This is a genomic window from Sphingopyxis sp. P8 (assembly GCF_020622175.1).
Lineage (GTDB): Bacteria > Pseudomonadota > Alphaproteobacteria > Sphingomonadales > Sphingomonadaceae > Sphingopyxis > Sphingopyxis jiangsuensis.
Genome location: NZ_JACNMK010000002.1, coordinates 78,519 through 100,316, shown reverse-complemented (window position 1 = coordinate 100,316; position 21,798 = coordinate 78,519). Strand labels below are relative to the sequence as shown.

At 66.4% G+C, this 21,798-nt stretch carries 21 protein-coding genes; 5 read left to right on the top strand and 16 right to left on the bottom strand.

Annotated features, from left to right (window positions below):
- Window position 1 precedes the first annotated feature (1 nt).
- Genes fliP through fliE form a run of 12 tightly spaced genes read right to left on the bottom strand, consistent with a single transcriptional unit; the run spans window position 2 to window position 9,692 of the window.
- On the bottom strand, window positions 2-772 hold the full coding sequence (fliP, locus tag H7692_RS08875) for a flagellar type III secretion system pore protein FliP (protein ID WP_227340075.1): 771 nt from the start codon (window positions 770-772) through the stop codon (window positions 2-4).
- Window positions 762-1,040, bottom strand: a complete 279-nt coding sequence (locus H7692_RS08870) for a flagellar biosynthetic protein FliO (protein ID WP_201928623.1) — start codon at window positions 1,038-1,040, stop codon at window positions 762-764. The genes fliP and H7692_RS08870 overlap by 11 nt, the downstream gene beginning before the upstream one ends.
- Window positions 1,040-1,378 (bottom strand): flagellar motor switch protein FliN, encoded by a 339-nt coding sequence (gene fliN / locus H7692_RS08865; RefSeq protein WP_201928624.1) that lies wholly within the window; start codon window positions 1,376-1,378, stop codon window positions 1,040-1,042. The genes H7692_RS08870 and fliN overlap by 1 nt, the downstream gene beginning before the upstream one ends.
- Window positions 1,371-2,312, bottom strand: a complete 942-nt coding sequence (locus tag H7692_RS08860; RefSeq protein ID WP_227340074.1) for a flagellar motor switch protein FliM — start codon at window positions 2,310-2,312, stop codon at window positions 1,371-1,373. Before H7692_RS08860 ends, fliN begins: the two co-directional genes overlap by 8 nt.
- Window positions 2,309-2,914 carry a flagellar basal body-associated protein FliL gene (gene fliL / locus H7692_RS08855; RefSeq protein WP_201928626.1) on the bottom strand — a complete coding sequence of 202 codons (606 nt, stop codon included), beginning with the start codon at window positions 2,912-2,914 and terminating at the stop codon, window positions 2,309-2,311. Before fliL ends, H7692_RS08860 begins: the two co-directional genes overlap by 4 nt.
- A gap of 17 nt (window positions 2,915-2,931) precedes the next feature.
- Window positions 2,932-4,302, bottom strand: coding sequence for a flagellar hook-length control protein FliK (locus H7692_RS08850; protein ID WP_227340073.1), 1,371 nt, complete (start codon window positions 4,300-4,302; stop codon window positions 2,932-2,934).
- Window positions 4,299-4,742: a hypothetical protein gene (locus tag H7692_RS08845; protein WP_201928628.1), complete on the bottom strand. Its 444-nt coding sequence runs from the start codon at window positions 4,740-4,742 to the stop codon at window positions 4,299-4,301. Before H7692_RS08845 ends, H7692_RS08850 begins: the two co-directional genes overlap by 4 nt.
- Window positions 4,739-6,070 carry a FliI/YscN family ATPase gene (locus tag H7692_RS08840; protein WP_222136527.1) on the bottom strand — a complete coding sequence of 444 codons (1,332 nt, stop codon included), beginning with the start codon at window positions 6,068-6,070 and terminating at the stop codon, window positions 4,739-4,741. The genes H7692_RS08845 and H7692_RS08840 overlap by 4 nt, the downstream gene beginning before the upstream one ends.
- Window positions 6,067-6,675: a FliH/SctL family protein gene (locus tag H7692_RS08835; protein ID WP_227340072.1), complete on the bottom strand. Its 609-nt coding sequence runs from the start codon at window positions 6,673-6,675 to the stop codon at window positions 6,067-6,069. Before H7692_RS08835 ends, H7692_RS08840 begins: the two co-directional genes overlap by 4 nt.
- On the bottom strand, window positions 6,662-7,699 hold the full coding sequence (locus tag H7692_RS15170) for a flagellar motor switch protein FliG (RefSeq protein ID WP_227340071.1): 1,038 nt from the start codon (window positions 7,697-7,699) through the stop codon (window positions 6,662-6,664). The genes H7692_RS08835 and H7692_RS15170 overlap by 14 nt, the downstream gene beginning before the upstream one ends.
- Window positions 7,692-9,347: a flagellar basal-body MS-ring/collar protein FliF gene (gene fliF, locus H7692_RS08825; protein ID WP_222136525.1), complete on the bottom strand. Its 1,656-nt coding sequence runs from the start codon at window positions 9,345-9,347 to the stop codon at window positions 7,692-7,694. The genes H7692_RS15170 and fliF overlap by 8 nt, the downstream gene beginning before the upstream one ends.
- Before the next feature lie 3 nt (window positions 9,348-9,350).
- Window positions 9,351-9,692: a flagellar hook-basal body complex protein FliE gene (gene fliE, locus H7692_RS08820; RefSeq protein WP_201928631.1), complete on the bottom strand. Its 342-nt coding sequence runs from the start codon at window positions 9,690-9,692 to the stop codon at window positions 9,351-9,353.
- A 245-nt stretch (window positions 9,693-9,937) separates the two neighbouring features.
- Between fliE and H7692_RS08815 the strand changes: the two genes are divergently transcribed.
- The gene (locus tag H7692_RS08815) at window positions 9,938-10,756 is read left to right on the top strand and encodes a flagellin (RefSeq protein WP_201928632.1); all 819 of its coding nucleotides are present in this window, start codon (window positions 9,938-9,940) and stop codon (window positions 10,754-10,756) included.
- 141 nt (window positions 10,757-10,897) lie between these two features.
- Here H7692_RS08815 and H7692_RS08810 read toward each other — a convergent pair whose 3' ends face one another.
- The 4 genes from H7692_RS08810 to H7692_RS08795 form a co-directional block, all read right to left on the bottom strand.
- Entirely contained in the window at window positions 10,898-14,188 is a 3,291-nt protein-coding gene (locus H7692_RS08810; protein WP_227340070.1) for an error-prone DNA polymerase, read from the bottom strand.
- Window positions 14,185-15,735, bottom strand: coding sequence for a Y-family DNA polymerase (locus H7692_RS08805; protein ID WP_222136521.1), 1,551 nt, complete (start codon window positions 15,733-15,735; stop codon window positions 14,185-14,187). The genes H7692_RS08810 and H7692_RS08805 overlap by 4 nt, the downstream gene beginning before the upstream one ends.
- Window positions 15,638-16,426 carry an ImuA family protein gene (locus H7692_RS08800; RefSeq protein WP_222136519.1) on the bottom strand — a complete coding sequence of 263 codons (789 nt, stop codon included), beginning with the start codon at window positions 16,424-16,426 and terminating at the stop codon, window positions 15,638-15,640. Before H7692_RS08800 ends, H7692_RS08805 begins: the two co-directional genes overlap by 98 nt.
- 102 nt (window positions 16,427-16,528) lie before the next feature.
- Window positions 16,529-17,587 carry a LacI family DNA-binding transcriptional regulator gene (locus H7692_RS08795; RefSeq protein WP_222136517.1) on the bottom strand — a complete coding sequence of 353 codons (1,059 nt, stop codon included), beginning with the start codon at window positions 17,585-17,587 and terminating at the stop codon, window positions 16,529-16,531.
- A gap of 220 nt (window positions 17,588-17,807) precedes the next feature.
- Between H7692_RS08795 and H7692_RS08790 the strand changes: the two genes are divergently transcribed.
- From H7692_RS08790 to H7692_RS08775, 4 genes are all read left to right on the top strand, one after another.
- On the top strand, window positions 17,808-18,461 hold the full coding sequence (locus H7692_RS08790) for an RpiB/LacA/LacB family sugar-phosphate isomerase (protein WP_222136515.1): 654 nt from the start codon (window positions 17,808-17,810) through the stop codon (window positions 18,459-18,461).
- Window position 18,462: 1 nt separating this feature from the next.
- The gene (kduD, locus tag H7692_RS08785) at window positions 18,463-19,218 is read left to right on the top strand and encodes a 2-dehydro-3-deoxy-D-gluconate 5-dehydrogenase KduD (RefSeq protein ID WP_227340069.1); all 756 of its coding nucleotides are present in this window, start codon (window positions 18,463-18,465) and stop codon (window positions 19,216-19,218) included.
- Window positions 19,219-19,284: 66 nt separating this feature from the next.
- Window positions 19,285-20,292: a sugar kinase gene (locus tag H7692_RS08780; RefSeq protein ID WP_227340068.1), complete on the top strand. Its 1,008-nt coding sequence runs from the start codon at window positions 19,285-19,287 to the stop codon at window positions 20,290-20,292.
- Window positions 20,279-21,709, top strand: a complete 1,431-nt coding sequence (locus tag H7692_RS08775) for a carboxylesterase/lipase family protein (RefSeq protein ID WP_227340067.1) — start codon at window positions 20,279-20,281, stop codon at window positions 21,707-21,709. The genes H7692_RS08780 and H7692_RS08775 overlap by 14 nt, the downstream gene beginning before the upstream one ends.
- Window positions 21,710-21,798 lie beyond the last annotated feature (89 nt).

Below are 21,798 nucleotides of genomic sequence, written 5' to 3'. Positions count from 1 at the left end.
GCTATCCTATAAAGGAGGAGGCGAGCGACCCCATCGTCAGCGCCCAGCCGTCGACGAGGACGAAGAGCAGCAGCTTGAAGGGCATCGAGATAATCGTCGGCGACAGCATCATCATGCCGAGCGACATCAGCGCCGACGCGACGATCAGGTCGATGACAAGGAAAGGCAGGAATATCAGAAAGCCGATCTGGAATGCGGTCTTGAGTTCGCTCGTCACGAACGCCGGAAGCAGGATCGAAAAGGGCACGTCGGCGGGATTGGCATAGCTTGGCGCCTTGGCGATCTTGGCGAACATCATCAGGTCGGTCTTGCGCGTCTGTTTCATCATGAAGCCGTGGAGCGCATCGCCCGACCGCGTCACCGCTTCGCCGATTTCGATCTGTTCCTGACCATAGGGTTCGATCGCGACGCGGTTCACCTCGCTGATCACCGGCTGCATGATGAACAGCGACAGGAACAGGCTGAGCCCGACGAGAACCTGGTTCGGCGGCGTCTGTTGCAGCCCGAGCGCGTGGCGCAGGATCGAGAGCACGATGATGATACGCGTGAAGCTCGTCATCATGAGGAGCAGCGACGGCAGCACCGTCAACAGGCTCATCAGGACGAGGATCTGGAGCGACAGGCTCAGCGGCCGACCGTCGCCACCGATGTCGGCGACCGCGCGATTGAGGCCGTCGGCCGTCTGTGCATAGGCAGCGGGCGCCGCGAGCAGCAGCGCGGCGGCGCCGACGATCGCGGTGCCGCGGATCGCCGTCTTGACGTCAATCGACATGGAAGTCGCCCTCGCTATTGTCGGCGAGGCGCGTGATGCCGTTGCGCGACACCGCGAGCAGAATCTGCTGCCCCGCAAATTCGACGACCGCGAGCTTGGATCCCGGACCGAGCGGCAGCACGCCGATCATCTCGACCGGGCGTCCCTGCTTGGTGGCGCCGCCCAGCGGCACGCCCATCTGGACTCGCTTCCACAGCCACAGGCTGCCCCATGCGAGCGCGCCGACGAGCGGCAGCAGGATCAGGAGGCGCAGGAAATATTCGAGCATCAACCCCTCCGCTCGAGCCCGGCGAAGCCGCGATCGGGCGCGACGACTTCGGCAACCTGAATGCCATAGCGGCCGTCAACGCTGACGATCTCGCCCTTCGCGATCAGCGTGCCATTGGCATAGATGTCGAGCAGGTCGGTCGCCGCGCGATCGAGCTCGACGACGCTGCCCTCGCCGAGCGCGAGCAGTTCCGCGAGCGTCATCGACGTCGATCCGACCTCGACCGATACGCGCAGCGAAACGCCGGCGAGCAGGTCGAAATTGGGGGACGCGGCAATATCCTTGTTGTCGCGGCGATCGCGGCGGACCGCCGCGGGGGCTTCACTCATGTCAGTCATGGTCCGGTCCTTCTTCGATATGGTCGATCATGATGGCGGCGTTGCCATTCGCCTCGCCGATGCTGCCGGTGGCGAAACGGCGCCCGGCGACGGTCACCGGTACGTTGCGCGGCATCGAGAGCGGGATGATGTCACCGACTTCGAGTGCGAGCAGCTTGACGAGGCTGATTTCCGGGCGGGCAAGCACCGATCGTACCGGCAGGCGCACGCCGCGCAATGCGCGGTTCAGCGTTGCGCTCCATATAGGATCGACCGCGCTTTCGGGCGTGGTCGGGACGGGCTCGGCGCCCGCGATACCGCGCAGCGCCGCGAGCGGATAGGCGCAGGTGATCGTGCGATTGTCGAAGGGGGCGCCGCGCAGCGTGAAGCGCTGGACGATCATTTCGTCGTCGCCGCGGACCGCCGCCAGCTTGGCGGGGTTACCGGTGACGCAGTCGAGTTCGGGCTCGAGAAACAGCTTGTCGCGCCACGCTGCGGCTAGTTGCAACCCCATGTCGCGGCCGAGCCGTGCCGCAAAGCGCTCCTCGGCATCGGTCAATTCCTCGCGTTCGGCCGCGAGTTTGCCCTTGCCGCCATAGAATATGTCGACGAGTTGCAGGATCGTCGGGCGCGCCATGGCGAGCAGGACAGGGCCTTTCAGCGGCGGCGCGTGATAGCGCCAGAAGATCGCCGGCGTCGCATCCTTGCTCCAGTCCGAAAATTCCACCTGGTCGGTGCCCGCGCGCTCGACCTGCACGCTCGGCGCGCCGAGCGCACGCACAAGGTCGCGCAGGCTGCGTGCGAATTGCGTCGCCACCGCGTCGAGCGCCGGAAAGGCATAATTGCCCTCGGCACGGCGCAGCAGCAGCGACGCCTTGGCGTCACTTTCGGCCGTACCGGCTGCCTTCGGCGCGCCAGCTTTGACCGCCTTCAGGGATTTTGTGTCGGTCGTCACTGGATCACCAGGTTCGTGAAATAGACATTGTCGATACCCCCAAATCCCTCCTTCTCGCGCAGCACATCGTTGATCGCGGCGGTCAGCTGACGCTGCAGCCGTTGCTTTCCTTGCGATGTGGCGAGAAGCGCCGGGTCCTGTTCGGCGAGCACCATAAGCACAACCGAACGGATCGGCACAGCCTGTCGTTTGATATTGTTGATGACCTTGCCGTCATAAAATGTCGAAAGGCTGATTCCGATCTGCAGAAAACCCGATCCGTCGGCCAGATTCGTCGTGAAGCTGTCGCCCATCGGGTAATAGGTGATTTCATATTTGCGCGGATCGACCTTGAAGCGGTCGTTGGGCACCGACACCGTTCCGACCTTCAGCGGCACGTCCTTGTCGTCGCTTGCGGCGGCGGGTTCTTCGGCCTTGGTGCTGCGCAGGACGAGCTTCGGGAAATGATCCTCGGGCTTGGCTTCATGCGCCGATAGCGCGCCGAAATAGACGCCCGCACCCGCACCCGCGCCGATCAGGACGATGGCGCCGAGGCCGATGACCAGCAGCTTTTTCATTTTCCCGCCCTTCTTGGGTGCGACTTCGGTCTTTTCCTTGCTCATGATCGGGTCCTTCCGGTTCAGGCAAAGCGTCCGCGGCGGTCCGCGGCGCGCTTGTCGTCGCGCGCTTCGGCGCGATCGGTGGCGGTTTCAATTAGATGGGCGGGATCGGCGGTCGCGGCGCGGCCCTGTCCCTGCTGCGACTGGCGTCCGGCGTCGCCATGAGTGCAAGTGACATCGGCGCCGGTCACGCGAACGCCCTGCTGGCGCAGGTCTTCGACCAGCCGGCCTTGCGCGGCGGTTACGATGGTCGCGGTGGCTTCATGCTGGGTTTCGAGCTTGAGCGATACCCCGTCGCCCTCCATCCGCATCGCGACGTCAAGGCGGCCGAGGTGGCGCGGCATCAGGCGAAAGCTGATGTCGCCTTCGTCCGACTTGGTCGCGACGATGTCGCGCGCGAGCTGCTCGATCCAGACATCGTCGCTCGTCATGTCGAGGATGCGGTCGGCGACGGGGCCGGCGGCGACATTGTTCGGCGCGCCTGGAACGGGCGCCGCTTCGGGACGGTGCAGCAGCACGGCCATCGACGGGGCGTCGTTGACTTGCGGCGCGGGGCGGCTGCGGTCGCTGGCGGCCGCCAACACGGCGGACATCGGCGATGCATGATCGGCAGCCTTGGCGCTCGCAGGAAGCACCGGCGTGGCATTCTGGCGGTTGGCAGCACGCGCTTCGTCGGCCGTGGCACCATTCGCCGGCGTGCGCGCACCGGCGGGCGCTGGCAGCTGCGTGCCGTTCGTCGCGACATTCTTCGTTTTTGCGGGGACTGCTTCGTCCGCCTTGGTCGCGCCATTGGTCGTTGCTGCAATCGTGACGGGCACGCCTGTCCTGTCCGGCGCGGCTTCCGCATCGACATCGGGAGCGGAAGCGACGGGGGGCGTTTCGATTGCCTCGCCGTCCGTCGGCGACACCGCGTCGCCTGCAAGCTGTTCGCCCTTCGCGACCGTGCCGTCGGCGTCGATGCCGGTCGCGTTTTTCGTTGCCTTGCCGGCATGGGCCTTCAGCAGGTTTTCGACCGCCTTTGTCGCGGTAGCGCTGGGTGCAATGGCGGGCGCAGGCGTGCCATCCGGTAAGGGGGCCGCGGGAACGCCGACCTCGTCGGCACCCCGATCGAAGTCGACTTCGATATCGACGATTGCCGGGGCCGAGCCCTCGAACTGGGGTTCGCCAGCCGGAGCCGAAACGGGCGCGGCCGCAAGCGCGGTAGGCAGAGCCGCTGGCAGAGCGGATGCGCCATTGGCGGGAAGGCCCGCGACGGGCAACGCCGCGAGAAGGCGGTCGAAGCCGCCCTGCGCTTCGCCGCCTGCCGCGACAGGAAAGGCGCCGCCGAGGAGCGCGGCAATTCCCTGCGCACCCGGCCGCTGTCCCGAAAGCGGGTTGGAATTCGCCATCATGCTGCGCCCCCGTCGATCAGGCGCAGGCTCATCGCGCGGCGGCGGTGTGGGCGGTTGGCGTCATTGCGTCGTTCATGCTCGGCTTCGGCCGACTTGCGGCTGCGTTCGTAAAGGCGAACCGCCGATTCTTCCTTGATCATCGCCGACTGGGCGAGCGCCCCCATCTGGTCGCGGCGCTCGCTCGCGCTGTGGAGCGGCGCGCTGAGATTCTCCTGCGCAAGGTCGAGCCGCATCCCGAGCTCGCCGACCGAGTTGAGCGCGCGACCGGCGACGGCGCCTTTTGCAACCGCCAGGTCGACACGCAGCGCTTCGAGCCGCTTGCCCAGCTCGACGAGGTTCGCAAGCTCGCCGTTGGCGCGCGCAAAATTGGCTTCCGCCATCTGATGTTCGACGGATCGCACGCGGATGATGCGTTTGCGGCGTGCGGTGCGGGCGTTCATGCGGAATATCCTTCGATAAGCGATTGGCGGGAGGTTGCGAAATCGACCTGCGCCCCGGCGGGCTGGGTCACGAATGCGAGCTGGTCGGCGTGGCGCGCGATGGCAGTGTCGAGGACGGGATCGCCCCCTGCGACATAGGCACCCATCAGCATGAGGTCGCGGTTCTCTTCATAGGCCGACCAGAGTCGACGAAAGTTCGCGGCGGCGGCGGCATGCTCGGGATCGACCGAATCGGCCATCGTGCGCGAAAGCGAGCGCGCGACGTCGATCGCGGGATAGACGCCCTGTTCGGCAAGCTGGCGCGAGAGGATGATATGGCCGTCGACAATCGCGCGCGCGCTGTCGACGACGGGGTCGTCGATGTCGCCGCCATCGGCGAGCACGGTATATAGCGCGGTGATCGACCCGCCGGTGGCATTGTCGTTGCCCGCGCGCTCGACGAGCGAAGGAATGAGCGCGAAGACCGACGGCGGATAGCCCTTCATCGTCGGCGGCTCGCCCAGCGTCAGCCCTATTTCGCGCTGCGCATGCGCGACGCGCGTCAGGCTGTCGATCAGCAGCAGCACCTTCTTGCCTTCCTGGCGGAAGGCTTCGGCGATGGCGGTCGCACGCATCGCGGCGCGCAGCCGCAGCAGCGGTGGATGGTCGGCAGGCACCGCGACGACGACCGATTTCTTGCGGACGGCGGGCGGCAGCTTGGTTTCGACGAAATCGCTTACTTCGCGGCTGCGCTCGCCGATCAGCCCGACGACGATGACATCGCATTCGGTTCCGGCGATCATCTGGCCCATCAGTACCGACTTGCCGACGCCCGAGCCCGCGATGATCGCGACGCGCTGGCCCTCGCCGACGGTGAGCAGGCCGTTGATCGCGCGCACGCCCATATTGAGCGGCTTTGTCACACGGCCGCGGCGCAGCGGATTGACCTTGCGGCCGGCGAGCGGCCATTGGAACTGCGACTTGACCGGCGGGCGCCCGTCGAGCGGATTTCCCTGCGCGTCGATGATCCGTCCGAGCAGCGCCTTGCCGACCGCGACCATGCTGCTCGCGCCGTGCGGCTCGACCGGCGCACCGGTGACGAGCGGCTTGTTGGTGTCGAAGGGCAGGACAAGGCTGCGGTGACCGCGAAAGCCGACGACCTCGCCATAAACATAGTCATTGTCGGCCGACTTGATCCGGACATTGCTGCCGAGCGGCTGCGGAAAGCCCGACACTTCGAGCATGATGCCTTCGTGCGCGACGAGCGTGCCGATCCGTCGCGGCGAGGCGTGCGTCAGTTCGATGGGGCCGAGCAGTTGCTGGGCGGTCATGGCAAGGCGGCGGGTCATGCGCCCATTCCTTCGCTGCCGAGCGCCGCGCGCAATTCGCCGAGATAGACGGCGCGGCCATGTTCGATCCAGCCTGCGGAGGTTTCGATCCGTACCGTTCCGCGCATCATCGCAGGGTCGACCTGCACCGGCAGCGAGAGGGCGCAATCGACGAGCAGCGCGGCGTCCTCGGGGTGGACCCACAAGGTGCGCGCCTTGTCGGCGTCTGCAACCAGCGCGGCGGCGACGTCGGCCTGTTCCTTGAGCCACGCGGCATCGATCGGCGCCGTTTCGACGATCTGGCGGACCAGCCGTTCGACCGTTTCGGCGATCAGCTGCGCGAGCTCTTCGCTCGGCTCGTCCTGCAGCGCTTCGGCGCTGGCGAGCAATGCGAGCAGCTGGTGGCGTTCGACCGAAAAGGCGGCTTCGGCGATGCGTTGCCCTTCGGCCAGGCCACGCGCGAAGGGATCGCCGCCTTCGTCGATGTCCGGCTCGATCGGCATGGGCGGCGCTTCGCCGACGGGGCGTGCGAAATGGAGCGGACGAAATCCGCCGGTCCGCGCCATCGCGTCGGCAAGCGTCACCGTCGAATATCCGGCTTCGGAGGCGCGATCAGATATAATCATCGCCGGCCCCCGCGATCATGATCTCGCCCGACGCGGCCATCTGGCGGACGATCTGCATGATCGCCTTTTGCGCTTCATCGACATCGACGCGCTTGACCATCGTCATTTCGGCCATTTCGTCGCGGATCGTTTCGGACGCGCGCTGCGACATCGTCGACAGGCAGAGGTCGACCATATCTTCCTCGGTGCCCTTGAGGGCGATCGCGAGCTGCGCCGCATCGACGGCGCGCAGCACGGTGCCGAGGCTCTTCTTGTCGAGATCGCGCAGATTTTCGAAGATGAACATCTCTTCCTCGATGATCTGGGCGAGCGCCTTGTCGTGCTTTTTGAGCGCGCGGATCGTGCGTTCGGACAATTGCTTCGGCATCATCTTCATGATCTTGGCGACATCGCTCGGGCCGCCGATCGCCTGCTTGGCGACGCGCTGGCCATCGGCATTGGCGCTGCTGAGCACCGCCTCCAGATCTTCGATCGCGGCTGCCGGAACCGACGTCAGCTGCGCGGCGCGCAGCACCAGGTCGGCCTGCTTCACCTCGTCGAGCGTTTCGATGGCGCGCGCGGCGATATCGGGGACGAGGACCGACAGGATCAGCGCGCCGACCTGCGGATGCTCGCTTTCGAGCAGCGCGCTGATCGCATCGACGTCCATCCAGCGCAGCATTTCGAGCGACGCAGCGCTCGACTGCGGCGCGACGGCGGCGAGGATATTGTCGGCGCGGACATTGCCGACCGCCTGGTTGATCACCGTGCGGATGCGCGTGTCGGCTCCAATGGCGAGCGCGCTGACATTGCGGCTGCTGAGCACGAACTGGTCGAGGGCCTGACCGATCTGATGCTCGCTGGCATTGGCCGTGTCGAACATCGACTTGGCAAGGCTGCGCACCTCTTCGGGATCAAGATGCTTCAGGATCGTCGCCGCTTCGCTTTCGTCGAGCAGCATCAGCAGGATGGCTGCGGCGGCCGAGCCGTCGATCGGCGGCTTGATGTGGACGGGCGGCGGGGCGTTGTCGACGGCGTCAGCCACGGGCACCCTCCTGCATCAGCTGGCGGACGACAAGCGCGGCGCGCGCCGAATCCTGGCGGACGAAGGCGCGCACCAGATTGGCCCGGTCCTCATAGCTTGGCGCGGCTTCGATCATCTCGAGCGTGATCGCTCCGTTTGCGGCATCGGACCCGAGCGCGGGGCGCGCCTCGGTCGCGGCGAGAAGCGATTCTTCAAGTTCGGCGTTGCGCTCGGCACGTTCGGCCGCGCGGTTCTTGGCAGCGCGGATCAGCGGGCGACCGATGAACAGGAAGGCTAGCAGGGCGGCGAGGATCGCGCCCGCCTGCGTGACGACCGGCATGAACCAGGGTTCGTCATAGATGGCGGGGGCTTCCTCTTCGATCTTCACAAAGGGGCGTTGGCTGATCGCGACCATGTCGCCGCGTGCGGCATCGAAACCGATCGCGCCTTTCACCAGCCCGTCGATCTTGGTCATGTCGGCTTGCGTCAGCGCCTTCTTGCCCTGATTGAGCGCGACTGCGACCGAAACACGGCGAAGCCGGCCCTGCGGCTGGTGGGTGACCGAAATCTCGCGGCCGACTTCATAGGCGCGCGCCGAATTCTCATTGCTTTGCGTCTCGGTCGCGACCCCGGCCGCGGCCGGTTCCGGCGCGGCGGCGGCGATCGTGGTTGCCTGCGGCGGCTGGTTTGCGAGCGCACCGGGAATTCCGACCGCGGGCGGGGTGCCCTGACCGCTGATCTGGCGCGAAATTTCCTCGCTGCGCAGCGCGCGATCGTTCTCGGGGAAGCTTTCGCGCGTCGCCTGGCTTTCGGACATGTCGACGTCGGCGTGGACCTCGACCGTATAATTGCCGGCGCCGAGCATCGGGCCGAGCAAGGTGTCGAGCGCGCGGCGGAAGCGGTCCTCGACTTGCGTCTGGAGCTGGAACGCCTTCATGTCGCTGCTCGTCGCGGTGTCGGAGAGCAAGGCGCCGCGCTGATCGATCACCGACACCTGATCGGCATTCATTCCCGGCACCGACGAGGCGACAAGAAAGCGGATGGCCTGCACCTGACCGTCGGACAGGCTGCGGCCGTTCATCAGCGTGAGCATGACCGACGCGGTCGCCGGCTTGTCCTCGCGGACGAACAGGCTCGGTTCGGCGGCGGCGATGTGGACGCGGGCATTTCTGACGGCGTCGATCGTTTCGATCGTGCGCGAGAGATCGGCCTCGCGCGCCGAGCGCAGCGTTTCGCCCTCGATCGCGCGGCTCGAACCCATCGGCAGCGCCGCGATCAGGCTGTCGCCGCTCGGCTGCGCCTTGGGAAGGCCCTGACCGGCCAGCGCGATGCGTGCCTGGTGGAGCTTGTCGGCATCGACGGTCAGCGCGCCGGTGGCGGGGTCGATGCTGTGCGCAATTCCGGCGCCCTGCAGCGCGTCGGCGACGGCGGCCTTGTCGCTGTCCTCGAGCCCTGCAAACAGCTGGGTCTGCGGCGCCGACTGCGTCATGAACCAGGCGAGCGCCGCGATGCCGATTGCGGTCGAGGTGGCGATGGCGGGCAGCGCGCGCTGGACCGCCGGCTGACGGGCGAACTGGGCGAACGGCGCGAAGCGGTCGCCAAGCGCGGGGGCAGGCAGGCGGTTCGCGGCCGAAGGATCGATCGGGCTGAGGGCTTGGGTTTCGGCCATGGATTACACCGGCATGTTCATGATGTCGCGATAGGCGGACAAAAGCTTGTTGCGGACTTGCAGCGTCGTTTCGAAACCGAGCGATGCTTTCTGGCGCTCGATCATCACGCTGACGATGTCGTGCGTGTCGCCGCGCTCATAGGCTTCGCTAAGCTCGCTTGCCTTGGTCTGCTGGGCGTTGACCTGCTGGAGCGCGGAGGAAATCGCCGCTCCGAAATCGGCCGTGCCTTCTGCGCCTTCTGCGCCGCCCACGCCGCCGCGACCCGCGGCGCGTTGCAGCGCCTGGTTCTGATTGAGGATCGAACTGCGCATCTGCATCAGTCGGCTCGTATCGATCGTGCTCATTGGCTTTCATCCGTCCTTTGCGCGGCCATGCGCCGCACGCCAAACAGGAATGCAAAGGTCATGCCAACATTATAAACATCGGAAAAACATATACTTATATCGGTAACATGGCGCGCGTGGAGCGCTTTCGGCGTTTTTTTGACGCCCGGTGCTTAAACCGCGTCGCCGCCCGCCGTTACTGGCTGCGTGAAGCTCGCCGAGCCCATCACATCACGGGAATGGCCTCTGGGCCGGAAAGGAACAACATGACTGTCATCAACACCAATGTGAGCGCGCTCCGCGCCCAGAACAGCTCGCGCGTGGCGAGTCAAATGCAGTCGCAGGCGATGGAACGCCTGTCGAGCGGCAAGCGCATCAACAGCGCGAAGGACGACGCTGCCGGCCTCGCCATCGCCACCCGCATGGACGCAACGGTCCGTGGCTTGAACCAGGCCATCCGCAACGCCAACGACGGCATCTCGCTTGCGCAGACCGCCGAAGGCGCGATGAGCGGCATTTCGGACATTCTCGTCCGTATGCGTGAACTGGCTGTGCAGTCGGCCAACGGCACGAACGGCACGACCGACCGTGCTGCGATGCAGACCGAAGTTACCGCGCTGATCGCCCAGATCGGCGACATTGCGACCCGCACGACGTTCAACGGCAACGTCCTGCTCAACGGCAGCGTTGCCGCGGGCTTCGACATCCAGACCGGAACCGGTTCGGGCCAGGTCGTGAACATCGCCATCGCCGACCTCCAGGCGACGGCACTCGGCGTCAACGCGCTCGACATTTCGACCGCCGGCGGCGCTTCGGGCGCGCTTGCCACGCTCGACACGGCGATCCAGACGGTTGCGACGCAGCGCGCCAACCTCGGTGCCCAGCAGAGCCGTCTCGATGCGGCTGTCGACAATTTGACGTCGACTGTCACCAATCTGTCGGAATCGAAGTCGCGCATCGAAGACGCCGATTTCTCGGCTGAATCGACGAAGCTTGCTGCGGCCGGCATCCTGTCGCAGGCCTCGACCGCGATGCTTGCCCAGGCGAACCAGAGCCAGCAGGGCGTGATGAACCTGCTCCGCTAAGCGCAGGGTATAAAATTGGGGCTATATTGGTTGGTCCCTTTAATAGCCTGATCCGACGCCCCGGCCCCCGCAGCCGGGGCGTCTTCTTTTTGCGGGGGGGCTGGCTGGAGCAGCCTCCTGCGTAAGCCGGAAAACAAACCCTCAATGAAAATCCCGCGACTTGGGCAGGATGCGGACGTTGCGGGGGTGGCCGTGGCGCTGCGCATATTCGCCTTCCGAACGTCCGCGCGGCGGTTGCGGGTGCTTGACCTCGTCGGCGCGGCAAAGGTCGGGGTCGAAGCGGCGGTCGCTGCCGAGCGCGTCGAGCATCGCGGTACGGTCGACGATCCGCGACGCCATCAGGTGGATGACGCCCTCCTTGCTCCGCTGCACCTCGCCCTCGGCGAGCATCAGCCGCGACGCCATTACGGCGCGGCGATAGCGTTCGAAATGGCGCGCCCATAAGAGGATGTTGACGATCCCGCCCTCGTCCTCGATCGTGATGAAGATCGCATTGCCTTTGCCCGGCCGCTGGCGGATCAGCACGACGCCCGCGGTGCGGACGATCGAGCCGTTTTTCGCTGCCGCGACTTCGGCGGCGCTCAGCACGCCTTCGCGTTTGAAATCGCGCCGCAGAAACGTCATCGGATGTCCCTTCAACGACAGCCGCGTCGTCTGATAGTCGGTGAGCACCTGCTCGACCGCTGGCGTCGGCGGCAGCGCCGCATCCTCCTCGGCCCCCAGCTCGTCCGCCCCCGCCGCACCGAACAGCGGCAGCACGCCTTGCCGCACGCGCCGCGCGTCCCAGAGCGCGGGGCGGCGGTCGAGCCCCATCGACCGGCACGCATCGGCATCGGCGAGCAGACGCAGCGCACGCGACGGCAGGTCGGCGCGCCGCGCAAGTTCCTCGACCGAGGCAAAGTTTGTCGTGCGCGCAAGCACGATCGCGTCGGCCCACGCCTCGCGAAAGCCGTCGATCTGCCGAAAGCCGAGCCGCAGCGCGAGGCGACCGTCCTCGCGCCGCTCGAGGCTGTTGTCCCATATGCTGAAATTGACATCGACCGCGCGCACCTCGACGCCATGCTCGCGCACGTCGCGGACAAGCTGGGCGGGGGCATAGAAGCCCATCGGCTGCGAATTGAGCAAGCCGCAGGTGAAGACCGCGGAGTGATGGCATTTCAGCCACGAGGAAACATAGACGAGCTTGGCAAAGGACTGGGCATGGCTTTCGGGAAAACCATAGCTGCCGAACCCCTTGATTTGATTGTAGCAACGTTCGGCGAAAGCGCGCTCATAGCCCCGCCCGACCATCCCTTCGATCATCTTGTCTTGATATTCGGGGATTGTCCCGACGTTCCGAAAAGTTGCCATCGCTCGTCGAAGCCCATTCGCTTCATCGGGAGAAAAGCCCGCTGCCGTAATGGCAAGTTTCATCGCCTGTTCCTGAAACAGCGGCACCCCGAATGTCTTGCCGAGAATATCTTCCAGCTCATTGGCTCCGCCTCCCGAACGTAAGGGGAGTTCAGCCTCTTCCTCCTTGTTGCGGCGGCGGAGATAGGGATGAACCATGTCCCCTTCGATCGGCCCGGGACGGACGATCGCGACCTGAATCACAAGGTCATAAAATTCGCGCGGTCTGAGGCGCGGCAGCATGTTGATCTGCGCGCGGCTTTCGACCTGGAACACGCCGATGCTGTCGCCTTCGCACAGCATGTCGTAAACGGCCGGATCTTCCGGCGGGACCGATTTCAGATCGTGATCGCCCAGATTGTGCAGGCGCATCAGGTCGAAACATTTGCGGATGCAGGTCAGCATTCCGAGCGCGAGGACATCGACCTTCATCAGTTTCAGCGCGTCGATATCGTCCTTGTTCCATTCGATGAAGGTCCGGTTTTCCATCGCGGCATTGTGGATCGGTACCGTCTCGTCGAGCCGGTCTTCGGTCAGAACGTAGCCGCCGACATGCTGCGACAGGTGGCGGGGGAAGGTCAGCAATTGGCTGACGATCCATTGCAGCCGCGCAATGTCATGCTGCGCGGGGTCCAGCCCCGCTTCGACGAAACGCTCGATCGGCATCTCGCTGCCCCAGCTTCCCCAGCTCGTGTCGGCGAGTCGCGCGGTCACATCCTCGCTGAAGCCGAGCGCCTTGCCGACCTCGCGCACCGCGCTGCGCGGCCGGTAATGGATCACCGTCGCGGCGATTCCCGCGCGCCGCCGTGTGTAGCGGCGATAGATATATTGCATCACCTCCTCGCGCCGCTCATGCTCGAAATCGACGTCGATATCGGGCGGCTCGCGCCGCTGTTCGGACAGGAAGCGCGTGAACAGCAGATTGTTCGCGACCGGGTCGATCGAGGTGATTTCGAGCAGGTAGCAGACGAGCGAATTGGCGGCCGAGCCGCGCCCCTGGCAGAGGATGGGCGGGTCTTGCGTTCGCGCGAAATTGACGATGTCGTGGACGGTCAGGAAATAGCAGGCGAAATTGCATTTGCGGATGAGCGTCAGTTCCTCGTCGAGCACCTCGCGCCAGCGCTGCGGCAATCCGTCCGGATGCAGCTTCTTTGCCGCCTCCATCACCATATGTTCGAGCCAGCCCTGCGGGTCCCAGCCCGCGGGAACCGGCTCGTGCGGATATTCATAGGCAAGATCGGTGAGCGCGAAGGAGATGCGGTCGAGGATTTTCAGGCTTTCATCGACCGCTTCGGGATGGTCGCGGAACAGGCGCCGCATTTCCTGCGGCGATTTCAAATGACGCTCGCCATTGGCGCGGAGCAGACGCCCTGCATCGCCCAGATTGGTGCCTTCGCGGATGCAGGTGACGACATCGTGCAGCGGGCGCTGCGCGCGCGTCGCATAGAGCGCATCGTTGGTCGCGAGCAGCGGAATGCCGACCCGGTCCGCCAGCGCTTGCAGCCCGGCGAGGCGTCGGCGGTCGCTTCCGCTTCGCGGCATCGTTGCGCCAAGCCAAAGCGCCCCCGGCGCGGCGGCGGCGAGGCGGTGCAGGACCGCTTCGTCCGCCGCGCCGGCCATCGCGACGAGCAACAAATCCTCGCAATGGACGAGCAGATTCTTGAGCTTCATCACGCAATTGCCCTTGGTCGTCCGGCGGTTGCCGAGGGTCAGCATGCGCGTCAGCCGACCCCAGCCGCGCCGCGTCGCCGGATAGGCGATGATGTCGGGGGTGCCGTCGTCGAACACCAGCCGCGCGCCGACGACGAGTTTGAAGGGCGGTAGCTCGATCCCGCTTTCGGCGGCCTTCTCGCGCAACTTACGCAACCCGATCAAGGCGCGCACCACCCCCGCGACGCTGTTGCGGTCGGCGATGCCGATGCCTGCCATGCCGAGCGCCATCGCCTGTGCCACCATGTCGGCAGGGTGCGAGGCGCCGCGCAGAAAGCTGTAGTTGGTCGCCGCGACCAGCTCGGCAAAAAGGGGGGCGTCTTCCCCGCTCATGCGAACAGCCCGTGGATATACCAGCGCGGGTCGGGCTTCTCGTCATAAAGGCCGTGACGGAAGAGCCAGAAGCGGCGGCCCTGCGCGTCCTCGACGCGGTAATAGTCGCGCGTCAGGCCCGCATTGTCGCGGCGGCGCCACCATTCGGCGGCGATGCGCTCGGGGCCTTCGTAACGGCGCACCGCGTGCATCGCACGGCGCCAGCGGAAACGGTGCGGCGGGCCGTCGGGGACTTCGGCGATCACCTCGATCGGTTGCGGCGGGTCAAAGAGGTGGAAGGGGCGCGCCGGCGGTTCGCCGGGCTGGGGCGCGGGCCAGGGCATCGGTGGCGGCGCGGTGATCGCGGGGAGCGCGAGCTGCGCCTGCTCGGGGATATGCGTATCCTCGGCGCGCAGTCGCTGCACGCGCCTGCGTCCCAGCCGCGTCGTCATCCGGTCGACCAGCTCGTTCATCGCCCCGTCCTCGATCGACTTGCGCACTTCGCCCCCCTCGAGCTTCAATTGCGTCGCGCCGAGCGGGTCGAGGCGCGGGACGGCAAGGCGGATCATGTCGAAACCGAAGCCGGGATCGAGCGGGTCGGTCAGGCTGTCCATCCGCTCGGCAAAGAGGCGCATCACCAGCCCCGCGTCGCGCGTCGGATGGCCCGTCTCGACATCGATGCTGCGCGCAAGGCCGTCGCTGCGAAAGAAGGTCGCGCGGAAATGCCGTCCGCCCTTCCCGCGCTCGCCGAGCTCTTCAATGGCTTCGGCCGCAAGCTCGGCGAGGACCTTGGTCGCATGCGCGGTGCTGCCGAGCGGCTCGGCGAAGCGGCGCTCGACCGCGGTCGGGGGTAAGGCGATGCGCGGATCGAGCGGGCTCGGCGCGTCGCCGAGGATGCGCCGGAGCGCCATCGTCGCATCGCCTCCGAAGCGCGCTGCGATATTCGCCATCGGGCGACCGGCAAGGTCGCCGATGCTTTTCAGTCCCGCGCGGACGAGCGCGGTCGTCGCTTCGGGGGCGAGTTCGAGCGCGGCGACGGGCAGGCGGCGAACCGCCGCCGCTTCGTCAGGCGCCGGGCGCGTCTGGTAGCGCGCGAGCGCGCGCGCCGCGTCGGCGGTCGGGCCGAAGGCGTGGCGCACGCTCATGCCGAGCCGCGCCAGCCGCATCTCGGCATCGGCGACGAGACCGGCTTCGTCCCCGAAAAGATGTTCAGCCCCTGCAATGTCGAGGATCAGCCCGTCGGGGGCATCGAGCGCGACGAGCGGCGTGTAGCGGTTGCAGCCTAATGCGAGCCGGTCGAGCCAGGCATGATCGGCAATCGGGTCGTGGGCGACGGTGAGCAGTTCGGGAACGCGCGCGCGCGCGTCGGCGAGCGGCATGCCGACAGCCAGCCCGGCTGCCTGCGCGGCTGCGTCGATGTGCGCGATGCGCAGCGCGCCGCGTATCTTCTCGACAAAGACGAGCGGAGCGTCAGGCGGCTGCGGCGCCGTGCGGACGAGCCGCTCGGCGGGCAGGTAGGGGAAGAACAGCGCGAGATAGCGCCGGCTCCCCGAAGGCATGTTCGTCATGTTTCCAGTCCAGTCGCCAGCGTCCGCCCGCAGGGCCGGCGCGCCAGCGCAAGAGTTCGAGGTCGAAGGCGGGCGCGCCGGGGGCATCGGCCGCGAGCGCGCGCGATGGCGCGGCGGCGACGCTCCAGCGCGTTTCGGCGATGCTCGGTGCGGGAAGGGCATTGAGGCGCAGCATCAACAAAGTGGTACCCGCATCGCGTGCGCCGAGCGCGAGGCGCCGTCCTGCGGTCAGGTCGAGCAGCGGGAAGCGCCCCCAGCTTTCGACGATGACCGCCGCCGATCCGGTGCAGCGCGCGACATCGTTCGCGCAGGCGAGCAGCATCTTGGCATCGCGAACCTCGACGATCAGCAGCCGGTCGGGGCTGCCGCCAAGCTCGGCGATCCCCGGCGCATAGATGTGCCCGATGCGGCGCGCGGCGTCGGCAGTGCGCAGCCAGATGAGCGGTGCGTGCGCGTCGCTTCGCAGCGCGAGCAGCGCGGCGAAGGCCGCGGCGCTCGTCGCATCGAGCGCGTCGGCGGCAAAAAATTCATGCGTCTTGCCTTTTGCCAGCCCGCCCCCGAGCGCGGCGTCGAATCCCGCATGGCCGCTCGTCAGCCGGGCTTCGGCCGGGAGGCTCGCGGGACCGCCGCTGGCGGCCAGCCGGGCGACACGTTTCCGCAGCCCGGCGAGAGAAGGGGACGACTCGCGCATCATTTGTTCCTGATATGTTCTATTAGCGCGCCAAGGGCGCCGCTTGTCAAGCGGAGTCAGGAGAAACGAAGATGCTGCGGCGCAGCTTTACCGGCCGCTGCCTCAGGCGTCGGCTGGAGCAGCCGCGACCGACTGGCGTTCGACGAGAATCGACGGCAACACCGGGCTTTCGTCACTCGCGACCTTTGCGCCGGAACCGAGGAAATCGGGCACCAGCGTGCGTGCCGCGCGCGATCCCATTTCGCGGATCGGCCAGCGCACCGTCGTCAGTGCGGGCCAGATATGCGTCGCGGTCGGGCTGTCGTCGAAACCGATGATCGATAATTGGCCGGGCACCGCAATGCCCTTGCCGTGCGCGATGCCCATCACCCCGGCGGCCATTTCGTCGTTCGAGCAGAAAATGGCGGTCGGCGGCGACGCGAGTGCGAGCAGCGCTTCGCCCGCCTCGATCCCCGAGGCATAACGATAATTGCCGCGCGCATGATAGGCGTCGGGAAGTTCGAGCCCCGCCTCGGCCAGCGCCTCCATGAACCCCTTTTCGCGCTCGGCGGCCGAGCGGAAGCCCGCAGGACCGCGCACGAAACCGATGCGGCGGTGTCCGCGCGCGATCAGCCCGCGCACCGCTTCGGCCACGACTTCGCGGTCGTTCGACGACACGCAATGGCGCGCATCGTCGAGCAGCGCCGAACCGACGCGGACATAGCGGACGCCCAGACTTTCGCAGAGCGCGGCGAGATCGTCATTCTCCGAAATCGGCGGCAACAGCATTGCGCCGATCGGCCGCTGCTTTTCGAGGAAGACGCGGACATCGTCGAGCATCTTGTCCGACCCGCGATCGACCGGGCGAACGAGCAGCGCAAGATCGCTGTCCTTGATCGCGTCGAGCACGCCCTGCTGAAAATTGAGCACGGTCTGCGCATTCGGATTGTCGTGGAGCAGTGCGATCAGGAAGTTGCGGCGAAAGGCGAGCGCGCGCGCCTGCGGATTGGGAACGAAGCCCAATTGCTCGATCGCCTGCTCGACCGCGCGGCGCGTCTTTTCGGTCAGAAACTCGGACCGGTTGATGACGCGGCTGACAGTCTTTTTCGACACTCCCGCGAGCGCCGCCACATCGTTGATTGTCGGCTGTTTGCCCCCCGGCCCCTTGCCCTGTGCCGCCATAAACGCATCTTCCCTTTTTGAGGCCAGGATTATTGTGTCCAAGCCCCTGTTGCGCCTGTGATGGGCGCTCGGCGCGGCGAAATCAACCGCGACCATTCCCTGTCCGGCGATATTTGATACCGGTGTCGGGGGCCGCGCGCCGCATCAGGGCGACCAAGATCATTGACACCGGTTACCAAAATGACTAATTTGCCGCAAAACCCATCAAAGGAACCGGATCATGAAAATTGCGCTGATCACCGAGAACAGCCAGGCCGCCAAGAACAGCGTCATCCACGAAGCCCTGACCGCGGTCGCCGAACCGCTGGGCCATGAAGTGTTCAACTATGGCATGTATTCGGCCGAGGACAGCGCATCGCTGACCTATGTGATGAACGGCCTGCTCACAGGCATCCTGCTCAATTCGAAGGCGGCGGACTTCGTCGTCACCGGCTGCGGCACCGGCATGGGATCGATGCTCGCCTGCAATTCGATGCCCGGCGTCTTCTGCGGCCTCGTGATCGATCCGACCGACGCCTTCCTCTTTGCCCAGATCAACGACGGCAACGCGATTTCGATGCCCTATGCCAAGGGTTTCGGCTGGGCCGCCGAGCTCAACCTGCAGGATTGCTATCGCAAGTTGTTCGACGGCGAATCGGGCCTTGGCTATCCGAAAGAGCGCGCTGAAATCATGCGCAAGAACCGCGGCATCCTGAAGGACCTGAAGGCCGCATCGTGCAACGACATGCTGACCGTGCTCAAGAATGTCGATCAGGACCTGCTTCGCGCCGCGATCGCGGGCGAGCGCTTCGCCGACTATTTCTACGCCAATTCGCAGGACGAAGCGATCAGCGACTATCTGAAGAGCGTGTCGGCGGAGGCGGCGCTCGCCTGATATGACGATTCCCTTCGATCTCACGGGCCGCGTCGCGCTCGTCACCGGCGCCAACACCGGCATCGGTCAGGGCATCGCGCTCGCGCTTGCAGGGGCGGGGGCCGATGTCGCCGCCGCGGGCCGTTCGCCCGCGACCGAGACGGTGGACAAGGTCCGCGCGCTCGGCCGCAAGGCGGAGAATTTCAAGGCCGACTTGTCGGGCGTCGCGGCGGTGCAGCCGCTCGTCGACGCGGTAATCGCCGAATTCGGGCGCATCGACATCCTCGTCAACAATGCCGGCATCATCCGCCGCGCCGACGCGGTCGATTTCACCGAGGAAGATTGGGATGCGGTGATGGACACCAATCTCAAGACGCTTTTCTTCCTTTGCCAGTCGGTCGGGCGCCACATGATTTCGCGGGGAAGCGGCAAGATCATCAACATCGCCTCGATGCTAACCTTTCAGGGCGGCATCCGCGTGCCGAGCTATACGGCGTCGAAGTCGGGCGTCGGCGGCCTGACCAAGCTGCTCGCCAACGAATGGGCGGCGAAGGGCATTCAGGTCAACGCGATCGCGCCGGGTTATATCGCGACGAACAACACTGCCGCGCTGCAAGCCGACGAAACGCGCAACCGCCAGATCATGGAGCGTATCCCGGCGGGGCGCTGGGGCGACCCTGCCGACATCGGCGGCGCGGCGGTCTTCCTCGCGTCGAAGGCGTCCGATTATGTGCAGGGCCATATCCTCGCGGTCGACGGCGGTTGGCTCGCGCGCTAGCATCGACCGGCTCGGCGCTACAGCAGAACAATAAAGGGCCGACCGCGTCGGCAAACGGGAGTTGGGATGGGCAGGCTGGTCTTTTTCGGCGAATTGCTGATCCGCTTGACCGCGCCCGGCAATGAATTGCTGATGCAGTCGCCCGCGCTCGACCTGCATGTTGGCGGGGCCGAGGCAAATGTCGCGATCGGCCTCGCGCATCTCGGCCATGACTGCGCGATGGTCGGCAAGGTTCCTTCCAATGCTCTGGGTCGCGGAGCAGCGGCGGCGGTGCGCGGCGCAGGCGTCGATTGCACCGCCGTCACTACTGGCCCGGGGCGCATGGGGCTCTATTTCCTCAGCGTTGGCGCCGGCCTTCGTTCCTCCGAAATCGTCTATGACCGCGCAGGGTCGAGCTTCGCGGCGAGCGGGGCCGGGGATTATGACTGGGAAACACTGCTCTCCGGCGCAGGGCTGCTGCACCTGTCGGGGATCACCCCGGCGCTCGGGCCGCGCTCGGCCGATGCGGCGCTGGCGGCGGCACGCGCGGCGAAGCGTCTGGGCGTGCCGGTCAGCTTCGACGGCAATTACCGCGCGATGCTGTGGGAGGCGTGGGACAGCGACCCGCGCGCCATCCTGTCCGAACTCATCGGCAGCGCCGACATATTGTTCGGCAACCACCGCGACCTGTCGCTCGTGCTGGGCCAGGAATTCAGCGGCGACGGCGAGGACCGGCGGCGCGAGGCGGCGGAGGCGGGCTTTGCCGCTTTCCCGTCGCTGCGGCTCATCGCTTCGACCGCGCGTCATACGGTGACCGCCGACCATCACCGCATCGCGGCACGCGTCGACCTGAGGGACAGCGCGCACCAGACGGGCGAGATCGATGTCACCGGCATCGTCGACCGCATCGGCGCGGGCGACGCCTTTGCCGCGGGCGTGCTCCACGCGCATCTTGCGGGCGGCGATGCCGAGACGATGGCGAAAAGCGGGCTTGCGCTCACCTGCCTCAAACATTCGCTTCCCGGCGATGCGAGCCGCTTCGGACAGGGCGATATCGACGCCTTTCACGGCGGCGGGCTCGATGTCCGGCGCTAGGCCGACGCGCCGCGCGCTGCTCGCGGCGGGGGCCGTGGCCGCGTTTGCCCCGCCGCTGTTCGCGCGCACGGCGCCGCGGGTCGCGGCGTTCAAGGGCATTCGCTACGCAACCGCCGAACGCTTTGCGGCGCCGGTCGCGCTGCTCGACAACCGCAAGGCGCTCGGCGCCTTCGGTCCCGCCTGCCCGCAGCGCGGGGGCCGGTATCAGCCGCAGTCGGAAGACTGTCTTTTCCTCAACATCTGGACGCCATCGACCGAGGCACGCGCCAGGCGTCCCGTCATGGTCTATTTCCACGGCGGCGCCTATTCGGCCGGCAGCGTGACCGATCCGATCAACGACGGTGCGGCGCTCGCGGCGCGCGGCGATGTCGTCGTCGTCACGGTCAACCACCGGCTGAACGCGCTGGGTTATCTCTATTTGCCCGGCCGTTTCCCCGACAGCGGCAATGCCGGGCAGCTTGACCTGATCGCCGCGCTCCAATGGGTGCAGCGCAATATCGCGGCCTATGGCGGCGATCCGGCCAATGTCACCGTGTTCGGTCAGTCGGGCGGCGGCGCGAAAATCGCGACCCTGATGGCGATGCCTGCCGCCGAAGGGCTGTTCCACAAGGCGATCACGATGAGCGGGCAGCAGGTGACGGCGTCGGGGCCGCTCAACGCAGCGAAGCGCGCCGAGGCCTTCCTTGCAAGGCTGGGCGCGGGCGTCGATCCCGCGACGGCTCCCGTCGAGGCGCTCGTCGACGCGCTCGACGCCACCGATCCGGTGCTCGGTGGGGGCGTCTATATGGGCCCGGTGCTCGATATGAAGCACCTCATGCGCCACCCCTTCTGGCCCGACGCCGCGCCGCAGTCGCGCGCCATCCCGATGCTGCTCGGCAATACGGTGCTGGAAACGCGCGCCTTCTATGCCCCCGACGGGAAGCAGCTCGCGGGGCTGGACTATGCCAATCTCGCCGCGCGGATCGCGCCCGAGATGCGCATCGACATTCATCCCGATTGGGTGGTGAAGCAATTTCGGGCGCGCTATCCCGATTCGCCGCCGCCCGAGCTCTTTCACCGCATCGTCACCGCCGCGCGAAGCTGGCGCGGGCAGGTCGAGGAGGCCGAGGCGCGGGCCCAGGCTGGCGTGCCCGCTTTCGTCTATCAGCTCGATTTCGAGGATGCGAAGCACACCGACGATATCGGTTTCGCTTTCGGGACCACCCCCGATGCGAGCCCCGCGCAGCGGGCGATGAGCGACCGGATGATGGACGCCTTTGTCCGTTTCGCGCATACGGGCGATCCGGGCTGGCCCGCCTATGAGCTGGACCGGCGAGCGACGATGATCTTCGATACGGTCAGCCGCGTCGAAAGCGACCCGCGCCGCTGGGAGCGCGAATTGTTCGCGCGCGTGCCCTATATCCAGCCGGGAACGTAAAAGGCCGTCATTGCGAGGAGCCGACGGCGACGAAGCAATCTCCAGCCATCGGCCTTGTGCGAGATCGATAACTGGAGATTGCTCCCCCC

Coding starts and splice junctions, on each gene's coding strand:
- fliP (WP_227340075.1), bottom strand. CDS start 772: ATGTCGATTGACGTCAAGACGGCGATCCGCGGCACCGCGATCGTCGGC.
- H7692_RS08870 (WP_201928623.1), bottom strand. CDS start 1,040: ATGCTCGAATATTTCCTGCGCCTCCTGATCCTGCTGCCGCTCGTCGGC.
- fliN (WP_201928624.1), bottom strand. CDS start 1,378: ATGACTGACATGAGTGAAGCCCCCGCGGCGGTCCGCCGCGATCGCCGC.
- fliL (WP_201928626.1), bottom strand. CDS start 2,914: ATGAGCAAGGAAAAGACCGAAGTCGCACCCAAGAAGGGCGGGAAAATG.
- H7692_RS08850 (WP_227340073.1), bottom strand. CDS start 4,302: ATGATGGCGAATTCCAACCCGCTTTCGGGACAGCGGCCGGGTGCGCAG.
- H7692_RS08845 (WP_201928628.1), bottom strand. CDS start 4,742: ATGAACGCCCGCACCGCACGCCGCAAACGCATCATCCGCGTGCGATCC.
- H7692_RS08840 (WP_222136527.1), bottom strand. CDS start 6,070: ATGACCCGCCGCCTTGCCATGACCGCCCAGCAACTGCTCGGCCCCATC.
- H7692_RS08835 (WP_227340072.1), bottom strand. CDS start 6,675: ATGATTATATCTGATCGCGCCTCCGAAGCCGGATATTCGACGGTGACG.
- fliF (WP_222136525.1), bottom strand. CDS start 9,347: ATGGCCGAAACCCAAGCCCTCAGCCCGATCGATCCTTCGGCCGCGAAC.
- fliE (WP_201928631.1), bottom strand. CDS start 9,692: ATGAGCACGATCGATACGAGCCGACTGATGCAGATGCGCAGTTCGATC.
- H7692_RS08815 (WP_201928632.1), top strand. CDS start 9,938: ATGACTGTCATCAACACCAATGTGAGCGCGCTCCGCGCCCAGAACAGC.
- H7692_RS08810 (WP_227340070.1), bottom strand. CDS start 14,188: ATGAGCGGGGAAGACGCCCCCCTTTTTGCCGAGCTGGTCGCGGCGACC.
- H7692_RS08805 (WP_222136521.1), bottom strand. CDS start 15,735: ATGACGAACATGCCTTCGGGGAGCCGGCGCTATCTCGCGCTGTTCTTC.
- H7692_RS08800 (WP_222136519.1), bottom strand. CDS start 16,426: ATGCGCGAGTCGTCCCCTTCTCTCGCCGGGCTGCGGAAACGTGTCGCC.
- H7692_RS08795 (WP_222136517.1), bottom strand. CDS start 17,587: ATGGCGGCACAGGGCAAGGGGCCGGGGGGCAAACAGCCGACAATCAAC.
- H7692_RS08790 (WP_222136515.1), top strand. CDS start 17,808: ATGAAAATTGCGCTGATCACCGAGAACAGCCAGGCCGCCAAGAACAGC.
- kduD (WP_227340069.1), top strand. CDS start 18,463: ATGACGATTCCCTTCGATCTCACGGGCCGCGTCGCGCTCGTCACCGGC.
- H7692_RS08780 (WP_227340068.1), top strand. CDS start 19,285: ATGGGCAGGCTGGTCTTTTTCGGCGAATTGCTGATCCGCTTGACCGCG.
- H7692_RS08775 (WP_227340067.1), top strand. CDS start 20,279: ATGTCCGGCGCTAGGCCGACGCGCCGCGCGCTGCTCGCGGCGGGGGCC.